Source organism: Roseateles aquatilis, from assembly GCF_002205645.1.
GTDB lineage: Bacteria > Pseudomonadota > Gammaproteobacteria > Burkholderiales > Burkholderiaceae_C > Roseateles > Roseateles aquatilis.
Map to the genome: position 1 here is coordinate 83196 of NZ_NIOF01000001.1, position 13044 is coordinate 96239.

13 protein-coding genes are annotated in these 13044 nt (G+C 68.1%); 8 read left to right on the plus strand and 5 right to left on the minus strand.

All coding sequences use genetic code 11. The features are described from left to right. Nucleotides 1-149 precede the first annotated feature (149 nt). Nucleotides 150-3713: a DNA polymerase III subunit alpha gene (gene dnaE / locus CDN99_RS00375; protein WP_088382150.1), complete on the minus strand. Its 3564-nt coding sequence runs from the start codon at nt 3711-3713 to the stop codon at nt 150-152. 87 nt (nt 3714-3800) lie between these two features. Between dnaE and CDN99_RS00380 the strand changes: the two genes are divergently transcribed. The 8 genes from CDN99_RS00380 to CDN99_RS00415 all read left to right on the plus strand — a co-directional run bounded on the left by CDN99_RS00380 (nt 3801) and on the right by CDN99_RS00415 (nt 11338). Further along, nucleotides 3801-4853: a peptidylprolyl isomerase gene (locus CDN99_RS00380; protein WP_202820205.1), complete on the plus strand. Its 1053-nt coding sequence runs from the start codon at nt 3801-3803 to the stop codon at nt 4851-4853. A 101-nt stretch (nt 4854-4954) separates the two neighbouring features. Then, the gene (locus CDN99_RS00385; RefSeq protein ID WP_088382151.1) at nt 4955-5782 is read left to right on the plus strand and encodes a sulfurtransferase; all 828 of its coding nucleotides are present in this window, start codon (nt 4955-4957) and stop codon (nt 5780-5782) included. Nucleotides 5783-5826: 44 nt separating this feature from the next. Beyond that, complete coding sequence (locus tag CDN99_RS00390) at nt 5827-6801, plus strand: alpha/beta fold hydrolase (protein WP_193531669.1); 975 nt, start codon at nt 5827-5829, stop codon at nt 6799-6801. Between the two features lie 119 nt (nt 6802-6920). Further along, nucleotides 6921-7715 (plus strand): L-arginine-binding protein AotJ, encoded by a 795-nt coding sequence (gene aotJ, locus CDN99_RS00395; protein WP_088382152.1) that lies wholly within the window; start codon nt 6921-6923, stop codon nt 7713-7715. 132 nt (nt 7716-7847) lie between these two features. Further along, on the plus strand, nt 7848-8540 hold the full coding sequence (locus tag CDN99_RS00400; RefSeq protein ID WP_088382153.1) for an ABC transporter permease: 693 nt from the start codon (nt 7848-7850) through the stop codon (nt 8538-8540). 109 nt (nt 8541-8649) lie between these two features. Then, nucleotides 8650-9336 carry an ABC transporter permease gene (locus CDN99_RS00405; RefSeq protein WP_088382154.1) on the plus strand — a complete coding sequence of 229 codons (687 nt, stop codon included), beginning with the start codon at nt 8650-8652 and terminating at the stop codon, nt 9334-9336. 104 nt (nt 9337-9440) lie between these two features. After that, a complete protein-coding gene (locus CDN99_RS00410; protein WP_088382155.1) occupies nt 9441-10568 on the plus strand; it encodes a succinylglutamate desuccinylase/aspartoacylase family protein in 1128 nt (375 codons plus the stop codon). Continuing rightward, nucleotides 10568-11338, plus strand: a complete 771-nt coding sequence (locus CDN99_RS00415) for an ABC transporter ATP-binding protein (RefSeq protein WP_088382156.1) — start codon at nt 10568-10570, stop codon at nt 11336-11338. Before CDN99_RS00410 ends, CDN99_RS00415 begins: the two co-directional genes overlap by 1 nt. 60 nt (nt 11339-11398) lie before the next feature. Here CDN99_RS00415 and CDN99_RS00420 read toward each other — a convergent pair whose 3' ends face one another. The 4 genes from CDN99_RS00420 to CDN99_RS00435 all read right to left on the minus strand — a co-directional run bounded on the left by CDN99_RS00420 (nt 11399) and on the right by CDN99_RS00435 (nt 12953). Next, a complete protein-coding gene (locus tag CDN99_RS00420) occupies nt 11399-11671 on the minus strand; it encodes a helix-turn-helix domain-containing protein (RefSeq protein WP_088382157.1) in 273 nt (90 codons plus the stop codon). Nucleotides 11672-11684: 13 nt separating this feature from the next. Continuing rightward, the gene (locus tag CDN99_RS00425) at nt 11685-12086 is read right to left on the minus strand and encodes a type II toxin-antitoxin system RelE/ParE family toxin (RefSeq protein WP_088382158.1); all 402 of its coding nucleotides are present in this window, start codon (nt 12084-12086) and stop codon (nt 11685-11687) included. Nucleotides 12087-12250: 164 nt separating this feature from the next. Continuing rightward, a complete protein-coding gene (locus CDN99_RS00430) occupies nt 12251-12571 on the minus strand; it encodes a helix-turn-helix domain-containing protein (RefSeq protein ID WP_141100575.1) in 321 nt (106 codons plus the stop codon). After that, a complete protein-coding gene (locus CDN99_RS00435; RefSeq protein ID WP_088382160.1) occupies nt 12555-12953 on the minus strand; it encodes a type II toxin-antitoxin system RelE/ParE family toxin in 399 nt (132 codons plus the stop codon). Before CDN99_RS00435 ends, CDN99_RS00430 begins: the two co-directional genes overlap by 17 nt. Nucleotides 12954-13044 lie beyond the last annotated feature (91 nt).

Below are 13044 nucleotides of genomic sequence, written 5' to 3' on the forward strand. Positions count from 1 at the left end.
ATGCCCCCGCCAAACGGGGGATGGCGGGATCTCCTTCGCCCCCTATGGCGCTACTCAGCGCCGTTCACATCCGGTGCTGACGGAGAGGACGCGGCCGTTGTCGGGGGATTCTGAGGTTGGAGACCCATCGGAGCGGGGGATGCCCCCGATCACCCACCCGCGTCGTACACGATCTCCGCCGGCGCCAGCTTCTCCATGGCCTCGTCGCTGGGCCAGAACTTGCCCGCGCCGCCCAGGCCGAGTTCCGCCACCGCGCCGTCGCGGCGGATCGGGATGCGCAGTTCCAGGCCCTGGCTGAGCACGCCCTGCTCCGTCTCGACGCGCTTGGCTGGCCAACTGCGGATCAGCTCCAGCACGGCCGCCGCCGGCAGGTTGGGCGCCGTGCGCAGGTAGCGGCCGAAACGCGCCCGCGCCGCCGCCAGGCCGAAGACCTGCTGCACGTTCATCCGCAGACCGCCGGAGAACCGGTCGTTCTGCACCTTGCCGACGGCGATGATCAGCTCGTCCTCGGCCAGCAGCTCCTTGTTGGCGTTGAGCAGTTCCTCGTTGGCCACGGCCTCGATCGCGTGGGTCTTGTCGTCGATCTTGAAGATCGCCACCCGGCCGCGCTGGCCGTTGATCACGCGCATGTCGGACACGATGCCCGCCACCGTCGTCGGCTCGCGGCTGTCCTGCAGGTCGACGATGCGGCGCTTGACCATCTTGCGCAGCTCCGTCTCCGCCTGGTCGAACAGGTGGCCCGACAGGTAGAAGCCGAGCGCGGTCTTCTCCAGGCTCAGGCGCTCCTTGATGCCCCACTCGGGCACGTCGACCAGGTCCGGCTCCGCCGTCGACGAGCCGTGCGTGTCGGCGAAGTCGAACAGGCCGCCCTGGTTGACGTTCTGCGCCAGGTTGTCCGCGTAGGTGTAGCCCAGCCCGACGCTGGCCAGCAGCCGCGCCCGGTCGGGCTGCAACTGGTCGAAGGCACCGGCCTTGATCAGCGCCTCCACCACGCGCTTGTTGACCGCCTTGCGGTCGACGCGGGCGCAGAAATCGAAGAAGCTCTTGAACGGGCCGCCCTCGGCGCGCGCGCGCACGATCGCCTCGATCGCGCCGGCGCCGGTGCCCTTGATCGCGCCCAGGCTGTAGTTGATCTTGCGCGCACGCGGCGTGGTCCCGGCCTTGCCTTCCTTGGCCACCGACCTGGAGGTGCCCTCGTCCGCGCTCATCGGCTCGAAGCGGCCGACGCCCAGGTTGATGTTGGGCGGTTCGAACTCGATGCCGAACAGCTTGGCATCGTTCATCAGCACCTTGAGCTTGTCGGTGTCGTCCGATTCGATGGTCATGTTCGCGGCGAAGAACTCCGCCGTGAAATGCACCTTGAGCCAACCCGTGTGATACGCCAGGAGCGAGTACGCGGCCGCGTGCGACTTGTTGAAGCCGTAGCCCGCGAACTTCTCCATCAGGTCGAAGACCTCGTCGGCCTTGTTCTGATCGATGCCCTTCTCGGCCGCGCCCTTGCGGAACAGGTCGCGGTGCATGGCCATTTCCTCGGCCTTCTTCTTGCCCATCGCGCGGCGCAGCATGTCCGCGCCGCCGAGCGAGTAGCCGCCCAGCACCTGCGCGGTCTGCATCACCTGTTCCTGGTAGACCATGATGCCGTAGGTCTCGGCCAGCACCGGCTCCACCAGCGGATGCGGGTACTCCACCACCTCCTTGCCGTGCTTGCGCGCGACGAAGCTGGGGATCAGGTCCATCGGGCCCGGTCGATACAGCGCGTTCAGCGCGATCAGGTCCTCCAGGCGCGACGGTTTCGCGTCCTTGAGCATGCGCTGCATGCCGCTCGATTCGAACTGGAACACCGACTCCGTCAGACCGTCGGAAAACAGCTTGTAGGTCCGCTTGTCGTCCAGCGCGATGGTCTCGAACGCGAAGTCGGCATGCTCGGGATACCGGGCGACGATGAAGTCCTTGGCCAGCTCCAGGATGGTCAGCGTCGCCAACCCCAGGAAGTCGAACTTGACCAGGCCGATGGCCTCGACGTCGTCCTTGTCGTACTGACTGACCGCGGAGGTCGAGCCGGGCTGCTGGTACTGCGGACAGAAGTCGGTGATCTTGCCCGGCGCGATCAGCACGCCCCCGGCATGCATGCCGATCGAGCGCACCGTGCCCTCGACCCGCGCCGCCATCTCCAGCAGGCCGGCGACCTCCTCGTCCTGCTGCTCGCGCTGCTCGATCTCGGGCGACTCGTGGCGCGCGTAGACCATCTTGGCCTTGTCCGGATCGAAGTCCGGCGGCAACTTGGCCAGCGTCACCGTCTTGCCCGGGGGCGCCGGCACCAGCTTGGCGATCGAGTCGACATGGCCGAAGCCCATGCCCAGCACGCGCCCGATGTCACGCAGCGCGCCCTTGGCGGCCATCGTGCCGAAGGTGGCGATCTGGCTCACCGCCGGGCGGCCGTACTTGTCCTTGACGTACTCGATGACGCGGTCGCGGTTGCCCTGGCAGAAGTCGATGTCGAAGTCGGGCATCGAGACCCGCTCCGGGTTCAGGAAGCGCTCGAACAGCAGGTTGTACTGCAGCGGGTCCAGGTCGGTGATCAGCAGCACGTAGGCGACCAGCGAGCCCGCGCCCGACCCCCGCCCCGGGCCGACCGGGCAGCCGTTGTTCTTCGCCCAGCCGATGAAGTCGCCCACGATGAGGAAGTAGCCGGGGAAGCCCATCTTGATGATGGTCACCAGCTCGAACTCCAGCCGGTCGACGTAGCGCTGCCGCACCGCCTCGCGCTTGGCCTCGTCGGGATAGAGCAGCTTCAACCGATCCTCCAGCCCCTCGTACGAGAGCTGCCGGAAGTACTGCTCCATCGGCATCGGCTGGCCGTCGGCCTGGATCGGCGTCGGGAAGTTGGGCAGTTGCGGCTTGCCCAGCACCAGCGTCAGGCTGCAGCGCCGGGCGATCTCCACCGTGTTGGCGACGGCGCTGGGCAGGTCGGCGAAGAGCTTCTCCATCTCCGCCTGCGTCTTGAAGTACTGGCTCGGCAGGAAGCGTTTGATCCGCTTGGGGTTGGACAGCGTGTCGCCGTCGGCGACGCAGACACGCGCCTCGTGCGCCTCGAAGTCGTCCTCCTCCAGGAACTGGATCGGATGCGTCGCCACGACCGGCAGCTTCGCCTTCGCGGCCAGCGGCACCAGTTGGCGCAGCAGCGCCTCCTGCCCGGGCAGGCCGGCGCGCTGCAGCTCGACGTAGAAGCGGTTCGGGAAGATCGCGGACAGGCGCCGCGCCCAGTCCAGCGCGCGGGCCTCGTCGCCGGCGATCAGCGCCTGGCCGATCGGGCCGAACTGCATGCCGCCCAGGCAGATCAGCCCGGCGTTCAGCTCTTGCATCCACTCCAGCTTCAGCAGCGCCTGATTGCGCTGCACGTTCTGGATCCAGGCGCGCGACAGCAGCTCGCTCAGGTTCAGGTAGCCCTGGTTGTCCTGCACCAGCAGCAGCACGCGGCTGGGCGGCTTGTCGCTGGAGTCCGCCTCCAGCCAGACCTCGGTGCCCAGGATGGGCTTGACGCCCTGCTTGCGGCAGGCGTTGTAGAACTTCACTCCGCCGAACAGGTTCGCCAGATCGGTCAGGCCCAGGGCGACCTGGCCGTCCTTGGCCGCGGCCTTGGCGGCGTCGTCGATGCGCAAGGTGCCGTCGACAACGGAGAACTCGGTATGGATGCGGAGATGAACGAAAGACATGGGCGGGATTGTAGGGATGCGAGGCCGGGTGACCGGGCAAGGCCGGGCGCTATGCTGCACTCCCATCGAACACTCCGGAGCGGATGGATGAAGACCCTGCCCCTGCTGGCCACGATGGCCGCGATCGCCGCGCTGACGCTGAGCGCCCCCTTGCCGTCGATCGCCGCCGACGCCGCGCCGGCTCCCGCCGCGCAGAAGCCGGCGGCCAAGCCCGCCGCCAAGGCAGGCGCCCGCGCGGCCGCCAAGCCGGCGCGCTCCACCGCCGACATCATCGCCACCGCCCCCGCCGCGGACTGGCGTGACGTGGACCCGGACAACCTGCTGCTGATGACGCTGCCGCAGGGTCAGGTCTTCATCGAACTGGCGCCGCGTTTCGCGCCGGCCCACGTCGACAACATCCGCGCGCTGGCCCGCGGCGGTTATTACGACGGGCTGGCCATCGTGCGGGTGCAGGACAACTTCGTCACCCAATGGGGCGACCCGAACGCCGATGACGAGGACGCCGGCATCAAGGGCAAGGCCAAGCCCTTCCCCACCGGCGCCAAGGATCATCTGCCGGCCGAGTTCTCCATCCCGCTCAAGGGCGTGCCGCTGACGGTTTTGCCCGATGTCGACGGCTGGGCGCCGCGCGCCGGCCAGGTGGACGGCTTCCCCGCCGCCGCCGACCCCAGGACCGGCCGCGCCTGGCTGGCGCATTGCTACGGCAGTGTCGGCGCCGGCCGCGGCAACGCGGTCGACTCCAGCACCGGCGCCGAGCTCTACGCCGTCATCGGCCACGCGCCGCGCGGCCTGGACCTGAACATCACCGTCGTCGGCCGCGTGCTCAGGGGCATGGAGTTCCTGTCCTCGCTGCCGCGCGGCGGCGCGACCATGGGCTTCTACGACAAGCCCGAGCAACGGCTGGGCATCGAACGCGTGGCGCTGGCCTCGGCGCTGCCGCCGGACGAGCGGCCGGCGCTGCAGGTGCTGCGCACCGACACCCGCACCTGGCAGGAACTGCTGGAGGCGCGCCGGCACCGCGGCGGCTGGTTCGTGCACAGCCCGGAGCACACCGACGTCTGCACCGCCGCCGCGCCGGTGCGCACGCGACCGGTGGACGTCAAACTCAACGAGCCCAAATCGCCGGCGGTCAAGTCCTGAACGCCTGCGCGGGCGCCGGCGCGGTCCGGCCAGCGCCCCGACGCGGCCTACAATTGCCGGCTTTCGCTGATCCCAGGCGGGCCCGAACCCGCAGCGCCGGCATGACCAGTCCCGCCTCGCCCGAGCCCGCCCCGGCCTCCGTCCTCAACATCTCCTGCTACCTGTTCGTCGCCATCGAAGCGCCGCACGCGTTGCGGGATGCGCTGCACGAGCGCGCGCTGGCGCTCGGCCTGCGGGGCACGGTGCTGATCGCCGAGGAAGGCATCAACCTCTTCCTGGCCGGCCCCGGCGACGCGGTGCGCGCCTGGGTCGACACGCTGCGCGCCGACCCGCGCTTCGCCGCGCTGGCGCCCAAGGAAAGCTGGAGCGACACGGTCCCGTTCCGCAAGCTGCTGGTCAAGGTCAAGCCGGAGATCATCCGGATGAACCACCCCACCATCCGCCCCGACCAGGCGCCGCGCGCGCCCGCCCTGCCCGCCGCGACGCTGCGCCGCTGGCTGGACCAGGGGCATGACGACGACGGCCGGCCGGTGGTGACGCTGGACACGCGCAACGCCTTCGAGGTCGACGTCGGCGCCTTCGACGGCGCGATCGACTGGCGCATCACCAAGTTCAGCGAGTTTCCCGAGGCCGTCCAGGCCCATCGGGCCGAGCTGGCCGGCAAGACGGTGGTCAGCTACTGCACCGGCGGCATCCGCTGCGAGAAGGCCGCGCTCTACCTGGAACAGCAGGACCTGGACGCCAAGGTCTATCAGCTCGAGGGCGGCATCCTGAAGTACTTCGAGGAAGTCGGCGGCGCCCATTACCACGGCGACTGCTTCGTGTTCGACGAGCGCCGCGCGCTGGACCCGGCGCTGGCGCCGTCCGACGTCGAGCCCGCCGCCGACGCGCTGGGCCTGGCCGCGGCGCTGGCGCCCAAGGCCGCCTGAGCCCCCCCGCCACGTTGCACGATGCGCCGCAGCCCCTCCCGCGCATGATCGAACGCCCCACCCTCGGCGCCCGGCTGATGAAGCTGCTGGGCCTGGCCGTGCTCGCCACGGCGATCCTGGCGATGGCCTTCCGCGCACCGGACCGATCGCTGGAGAGCCTGGTGGCGCGCTGGGCGCCCCCGCCGTCGGACTTCATCGAGCTGAAGCTGCCCGGCGGTCAGACCCAGTTGGTCCATCTCCGCGACGAGGGTCCGCGGACCGACACCACCCCCATCGTGCTGCTGCACGGCACCGCCTCCAGCCTGCACACCTGGGAAGGCTGGGTGAAGACGCTGAGCGCCACGCGCCGGGTGATCACGATCGATCTGCCGGGGTTCGGGCTCACCGGACCGTCGTCCGTAGGCGATTACAGCGACGATGCCTATGGCCTGTTCCTGCAAACGCTGCTGAGCGAGTTGCAAATCAGCCGCATGGTGCTTGGCGGCAACTCGATGGGGGGCGCCATCGCCTGGCAGTACGCGGCGCGGCATCCGCGGCAGGTGGCCGCGCTGATCCTCGTCGACGCCGGCGGGCTGGACGTGCCCGGCGACGCGCTGCCTGGCGCCTTGCCGATACCGCCCTGGCGCGTGGTGCACGAGCTGGCCGGCGTCTTCCTGCCGCGCCCGCTGGTGGACCGCGCCGTGCGCGAGGTCTACGGCGACCCGTCCCGCGTCAGCGCGGCCGTGGTGGACCGGTACTTCGAGCTGACGCTGCGCGAGGGCAACCGCGCGGCGCTGGCGCAGCGTCTGTCGCAACGCCAGCCCGGCCGATACGCCGCGCTGCTGCCCGCCATCCAGGCTCCGACGCTGATCCTGTGGGGCGGCAAGGACCGCCTGATCCCGCCCGCCGCGGCCGAGGTTTTCCACCGCGCCATCCCGCGCAGCAGTGTGCAGATGTATCCCTCGCTGGGCCATGTCCCGCAGGAAGAGGACCCGGCGTCCACCGTCTCTACAGTCAGCACGTTTTTGCACTCTCTTTAACCCTGATGGCCGCCGCACGTGCGGCATTGCAACAATCCGGGCTTCGATCCGGCAATCACCGGCATCGAATCGCACCGGATCTGCGATTCCACGAATCCTGCTCAACACAAGGAGTCTTCATGCAACGACGACAACTGATCGCCCGCGCCGCCCTGACGGCCTGCGCCCTGCTGGCCACCGCCGGCGCGCAAGCCCAGGCCCCCGACTGGAAGAAGATCCGCATCGGCGTCGAGGGCGCCTACCCCCCGTTCTCCGAGGTCGGCGCGGACGGCAAGCTCAAGGGCTTCGAGATCGACCTGGCCAACGCCCTGTGCGCCGAGATGAAGGCCGAATGCACGCTGGTGCAGCAGGACTTCGACGGCCTGATCCCCGCCCTGCAGTCGCGCAAGATCGACGCCGCGATCGCCTCGATCTCGATCACCGACGAGCGCAAGAAGGTCATCGCCTTCTCCAACCCCTACTACAACACGCCGGCCCGCTTCACCGCCAAGGCCGACGCCAAGTTCGACTTCTCCCCGGCCGGCCTCAAGGGCAAGAAGATCGCCGTGCAGCGCGCGACCATCCATGAGAAGTTCGCGACCGAGACCTTCAAGCAAAGCGAGATCGTCCGCTACGCGACGCAGGACCAGGCCTTCCTGGACCTGAAGTCGGGCCGCGTGGACCTGACGCTGGCGGACCTGGTCGCCTCCGACCTGGGCTTCCTGAAGACGCCGAGCGGCAAGGGCTTCGCCTTCGTCGGCCCGAGCTACACCGACGTCAAGTACTTCGGCACCGGCAGCGGCGTCGGCCTGCGCAAGGCGGACGAGAAGACGCTGGGCAAGAAGTTCAACGACGCCATCGCCGCGGTGCGGGCCAACGGCACCTTCAAGAAGCTGAACGACAAGTACTTCGAGTACGACATCTCGGCCAAGTGAGCCGACGCGGGCGCTCCTTCCGCCCGCTTTCCCCCGCCGTCCGGCGCTCCGCCCGCGATCACCGTCGTCGTCGCGACCGCCGGGACACCGGACGGCCCCCAAGATTCCTGAACGTCCCCGAAGGACCGTCGAATGTTCCTGCACGGTTATCTGCCCAGCCTGCTCGAAGGCGCCGTTCTGACCCTGTGCGTGGCGGTCACCTCGATGGCGCTGGCCATGGTGCTGGGCCTGCTCGGCGCACTGGCGAAGCTGTCGAAGTGGCGCCTGGCCAAATGGATCGCCACCGTCTACACGACGCTGATCCGCGGCGTGCCCGACCTGTTGCTGATGCTGCTGATCTTCTTCGGTGGCCAGGTGGCGGTGAACCACATCGCCGCCTCGCTCGGCCATGACGAGTACATCGACATCAACCCCTTCGTGGCCGGCGTTTGCACCATCGCGTTCATCTTCGGCGCCTACCTGACGGAGGCCTTCCGCGGCGCCTTCCTCGCGGTGCCGCCCGGCCAGCGCGAGGCCGGCCTGGCCTTCGGCATGAGCCCTGCCCAGGTGGCCTGGCGCATCACCTTCCCGCAGATGTTCCGGCATGTGCTGCCGGGGCTCTCCAACAACTGGCTGGTGCTGATCAAGAGCACCGCCATCGTGTCGGTCATCGGGCTGCACGACCTGATGACGCGCGGCTCGCAGGCGGCCGGCAACACCCGCGAGCCGTTCGTGTTCTACCTGGCGGTGGCGGTGATCTACCTGCTGTTCACGTCGCTGTCGGAGCTGTTCTTCGACCGCCTGCACAAGCGCCTGTCCATCGGCGTGCGCCGCCACTCGCTGTGAGCGCGGCCACGACCGATCGCCACGGCAAGGCCGCGCCTCACGCCGCCGGCCCGCGCCGTTTCACCCGTCTCCCATCGGTCCCGCCGTCGCTGGCGGGCCGCACCTCGCCATGAACGTGGACACCATCGTCGAGAACATCCCGCGCTACTTCCAGGGCGCACAGACCACCCTGGCGCTGCTGGCGGTATCGCTGCTGATCGGACTGGCGATGGCCATCCCGCTGGCGGTGCTGCGCACGCTGCCCAACCGGTGGCTGTCCCGCGCGGTCTGGGTCTACACCTACGTCTTCCGCGGCACGCCGATGCTGGTGCAGCTGTTCCTGATCTATTACGGGCTGGGCCAGTTCGAGTGGATGCAGCAGAGCGCGTTGTGGCCGCTGTTCAGCTCGGCCTGGTTCTGCGCCTGCCTGACCTTCGTGCTGAACACCTGCGCGTACACGACGGAGATCATCGCGGGGTCCATCCGCGCGCTGCCCCACGGCGAGATCGAGGCCGCCAAGGCGCTGGGCATGAGCCGCGCGGTGATGCTGCGCCGCATCGTCCTGCCGGCGGCGCTGCGCCGCGCGCTGCCCGCCTACAGCAACGAGGTGATCTTCATGCTGCACGGCACGGCGCTGGCCAGCGTCGTGACGATCATGGACCTCACCGGCGTGGCCCGCGACATCAACGCCACCTACTACATCCCGTTCGAGGCCTTCATCACCGCGGCGATCTTCTACTTCGCGATGACGCTGGTCCTGGTCGGCCTGTTCCACAAGGCGGAGGCACGCTGGCTCAAGCCGCTGATGCCGCGCTGATCGTACCGAGATCGCGCTGATATCCCGCTGATATCCCGCGGCCATCGCGTCGATATCGGCCGCCCCGCCAATGTCCCGCTGAATCGAAGAACCGACGGATCCCGATGCAAGTCAGACAACACCCCCTGCCGAGCCCCGCGCCCGGCACCCGGCGCGAGCTGGTCTCGCTGCACTACGGCCAACCGGGCCAAGGACAGAAGGTCTACATCCAGGCCTCGCTGCACGCCGACGAGTTGCCCGGCATGCTGACCGCCTGGCACCTGCGTCGCCAGCTCGACGCGCTGGAGGCCGCCGGCCGCCTGGCCGGCGAAGTGGTCCTGGTGCCGATGGCCAACCCGATCGGGCTGTCCCAGTGGTGGCTGCAGTCGCACCTGGGCCGTTTCGAGAGCCTGTCCGGCGAGAACTTCAACCGCCACTACCCCGAGTACATCGAGGCCGCCGCCCACGTCGCCGAGGCCCGCCTGGGCGCGGACCCGACGCAGAACGTCGCCGTGCTGCGCGCCGCGCTGAAGACCGAGGTCCAGTCCGCCCCCGCCGACACCGAGCTGAAGGCGCTGCGCAAGACGCTGATGCTGCTGGCCTGCGACGCCGACGTCGTGCTGGACCTGCACTGCGACGCGCAGGCGGTGATGCACCTCTACACCGAGACGCCCTGCTGGCCGCAATGCGAGCCGCTGGCCGCCTTCCTCGGTGCCGGCGTCACGCTGCTGGCGACGGACTCGGGGGACAACCCGTTCGACGAGGCCTGCTCGCAGGTGTGGTGGAAATGGGCGCGGCACTTCGGCGACCGATTCCCGATCCCGCAAGCCTGCCTGTCGGTGACGGTGGAACTGCGCGGCCAGCAGGACGTGCACCACGACCTGGCCGAGAAAGACGCGCAGGCGATCGTGGACTTCCTGACCTGGCGCGGCGTGATCGCCGCCGACGGCGCGGCGCCGGTGGTGCCCGCGGCCGTCGGTGACGCGCGGCCGCTGGCGGGCTCGATGCCGATCCAGTCGCCGGTCGCCGGCGTGCTGACTTTCCTGCGCGAGGTCGGCGAGACGGTGCGGGCCGGCGACGTGATCGCCCATGTCATCGATCCGATCACCGCATCGGTCACCGAATTGAAGAGCCCGGTCGACGGGCTGCTGTTTGCTCGCGACACGCTGCGCCTGGTCACCACCGGCGCGCGGGTTGCGAAAGTCGCCGGTCGCGAAGCGACCCGTATCGGAAAACTGTTGGGAGCGCGTTGATGTCCGCGGCCAGTCTCGTTGTTGAAAATCTGCACAAGCGCTACGGCGATCGCGAAGTGCTCAAGGGTGTCTCCCTGTCCGCCCGGACCGGGGACGTCATCACGCTGATCGGGTCCAGCGGCTCGGGCAAGAGTACCTTCCTGCGCTGCCTGAACCTGCTCGAACAGCCGCACGAGGGCAGCTTGCGCCTGGGCGGCGACGAGCTGTCCCTGGTGCGCGACCGCGACGGCAGCCTCAAGGCCGCCAACGCGGCGCAGCTGCAGCGCTGGCGGGCGCGGCTGGCGATGGTGTTCCAGAACTTCAACCTGTGGGGTCACCGCACGGTGCTGGAGAACGTCATCGAGGCGCCCATCCACGTGCTGGGCCAGCCCCGCGCGCAGGCCATCGAGAAGGCCGAGGCGCTGCTGGCCCGCGTGGGCGTGTCGCACCGCAAGGATGTCTACCCGGCGCAGTTGTCCGGCGGCGAGCAGCAGCGCGTGGCGATCGCCCGCGCGCTGGCGGTCGACCCCGAGGTGATGCTCTTCGACGAGCCGACCTCGGCGCTCGACCCCGAGCTGGTCGGCGAGGTCCTGAAGGTCATGCGCGACCTCGCCGCGGAAGGCCGCACGATGATCGTCGTCACGCACGAGATGGGTTTCGCGCGCGAGGTCTCGACGCACACGATGTTCCTGCACCAGGGACGCGTGGAGGAGCAAGGCAACCCGCGCGAGGTGCTCGCCAAGCCGCAGAGCGAGCGATTGAAGGCGTTCCTGAGCGGCGGGTTGAAGTAGTCTCCGCCGACTTGAAACGAAGGACGGCCCGGGCATGCCCCGGGCTTTCTTCATCCTGCGTCAGAAGACGGCGCGCACCCCTCGGTCGCGCAGGATCCGCAACAGCCTCAAGGTCGGGCCTTTCGGCTTGTTGAACCCCTGCTCCCAGCGCCGCAGCAAGCGAGGCGACGTGTTCAACATGTCCGCGAAGGTGTCGAGCTCGAGGTTCTCGCTCTCTCGGATCGCACGCACCTCCTCGGGAAGCAACGGGTCGGGCGGCTGCATGCCGACCCATTCCCATTGACGCATGTCTTCGTCACCCATCATGCCGCAGGCACGCCAGCGACGGCCCATTCGGAGCATCTGCTCAATTGCTTCGGACTTCCGTTTTCGCATCACAGTCCACCTCTTTCAATTCGCCTTCAAGCAACGCACTCTGTCTTTCGCCACCAGTCATTGCAGTCAACCTCATCGCGGCCATGCGACGCAGTCTGAGCTGCTTCTCGCTGACGTTCGCCCGACTACTCTTGGCGAAACCATCGATGAAAAACCACGCGCCTCCACGACGATTGGCGACCAGGACTCGATATCCACCACTCTTGCCCGCGCCAGATCTCGCCACTCGCTTCTTGAGCAGTCCACTACCGAGATCCGCGTCGATCAACCCGCCGGCCATTTCGGCCACAGCGCGGCACAGATCGATATCGCGCAAGACTTGCCTGCGCATCCATCGGCGGAATCCTTCGACCACATACACCGGCTCGGCCATGTCGACCTCCACGCATCGCTGCGATGAAGATCAGTGCCAGGTCTTGCTGTCCTGATTGGCGTCCCGAAGTGGGCCTTCCGATGGGGGATCGCGAATGTCGATGAATCGACTGAAGACAGCTGAATGTCAGCGTCGGAGCCGAGACCACCATTGGTCACCCTGTCTCACGGGAAGACCGATTCGATCCCTCTGTCCCGGACCATCCTCAACAGCCTCAACTCCGATCCCTTCGGGCGACCGAAGCCTTGCTCCCAACGGCGCAGTTGCCGCGCTGTCGTGTTGAAGATGCGCGCCAGGATGTAGACATCAAGATCGGACTGTTCACGCAGGATGCGGATGTCCGCGGGAAGTAGCGGCTCGGGCGGCGACATGCAGGCTCGCTCATACAGTCGCATCCTTTCGTCGCTGATGATGCCGATGGCATGCCAGTCCCGGCCTTCGCGCAGGATCCTGGTGACCAACTTGGATTTACGCTTTCGCATCACACTTCACCTCTTTCAGTTCACCGTTTGATAGCGCCTCGGAGATGTCCGTCGCGGACATCGACAACAGCGACGCGGCATGAACGCGACACAACGCCAATGCCATCCCGTCGACGCTGTCTCGCTCACTCTTCGCGTACCCCTGGACAAAGAACCAAGGCCGGTCGCGACGATTCGCGACGACGGCTCGGTAGCCCCTGCTCTTGCCAGCGCCGGATCTTGCGATTCGCTTCTTGAGCAGTCCACTACCGAGATCTGCATCGATCAGCCCACGTGTCATTTCGGCCACGGCTCGACACAGGTCGAGGTCGCGCAGGACCTGCTTGCGCATCCATCGATGGAATCCCTCGATCACATACACCGGCTCGGCCACATCGACCTCCACGCATCGCTGCGATGAAGGTCAGTGCCAGGTCTTGCCCGAGCGATTGGCGTCCTGAAGTGGGCCCTCCGATGGGGGCATCGAAGCCTCGGGA

What these genes read in the sequence shown, in the direction of transcription:
- dnaE (WP_088382150.1), bottom strand. Translation starts at nt 3,713, where the DNA reads ATGTCTTTCGTTCATCTCCGCATCCATACCGAGTTCTCCGTTGTCGAC.
- CDN99_RS00380 (WP_202820205.1), top strand. Translation starts at nt 3,801, where the DNA reads ATGAAGACCCTGCCCCTGCTGGCCACGATGGCCGCGATCGCCGCGCTG.
- CDN99_RS00385 (WP_088382151.1), top strand. Translation starts at nt 4,955, where the DNA reads ATGACCAGTCCCGCCTCGCCCGAGCCCGCCCCGGCCTCCGTCCTCAAC.
- CDN99_RS00390 (WP_193531669.1), top strand. Translation starts at nt 5,827, where the DNA reads ATGATCGAACGCCCCACCCTCGGCGCCCGGCTGATGAAGCTGCTGGGC.
- aotJ (WP_088382152.1), top strand. Translation starts at nt 6,921, where the DNA reads ATGCAACGACGACAACTGATCGCCCGCGCCGCCCTGACGGCCTGCGCC.
- CDN99_RS00400 (WP_088382153.1), top strand. Translation starts at nt 7,848, where the DNA reads ATGTTCCTGCACGGTTATCTGCCCAGCCTGCTCGAAGGCGCCGTTCTG.
- CDN99_RS00405 (WP_088382154.1), top strand. Translation starts at nt 8,650, where the DNA reads ATGAACGTGGACACCATCGTCGAGAACATCCCGCGCTACTTCCAGGGC.
- CDN99_RS00410 (WP_088382155.1), top strand. Translation starts at nt 9,441, where the DNA reads ATGCAAGTCAGACAACACCCCCTGCCGAGCCCCGCGCCCGGCACCCGG.
- CDN99_RS00415 (WP_088382156.1), top strand. Translation starts at nt 10,568, where the DNA reads ATGTCCGCGGCCAGTCTCGTTGTTGAAAATCTGCACAAGCGCTACGGC.
- CDN99_RS00420 (WP_088382157.1), bottom strand. Translation starts at nt 11,671, where the DNA reads ATGGGCCGTCGCTGGCGTGCCTGCGGCATGATGGGTGACGAAGACATG.
- CDN99_RS00425 (WP_088382158.1), bottom strand. Translation starts at nt 12,086, where the DNA reads ATGGCCGAGCCGGTGTATGTGGTCGAAGGATTCCGCCGATGGATGCGC.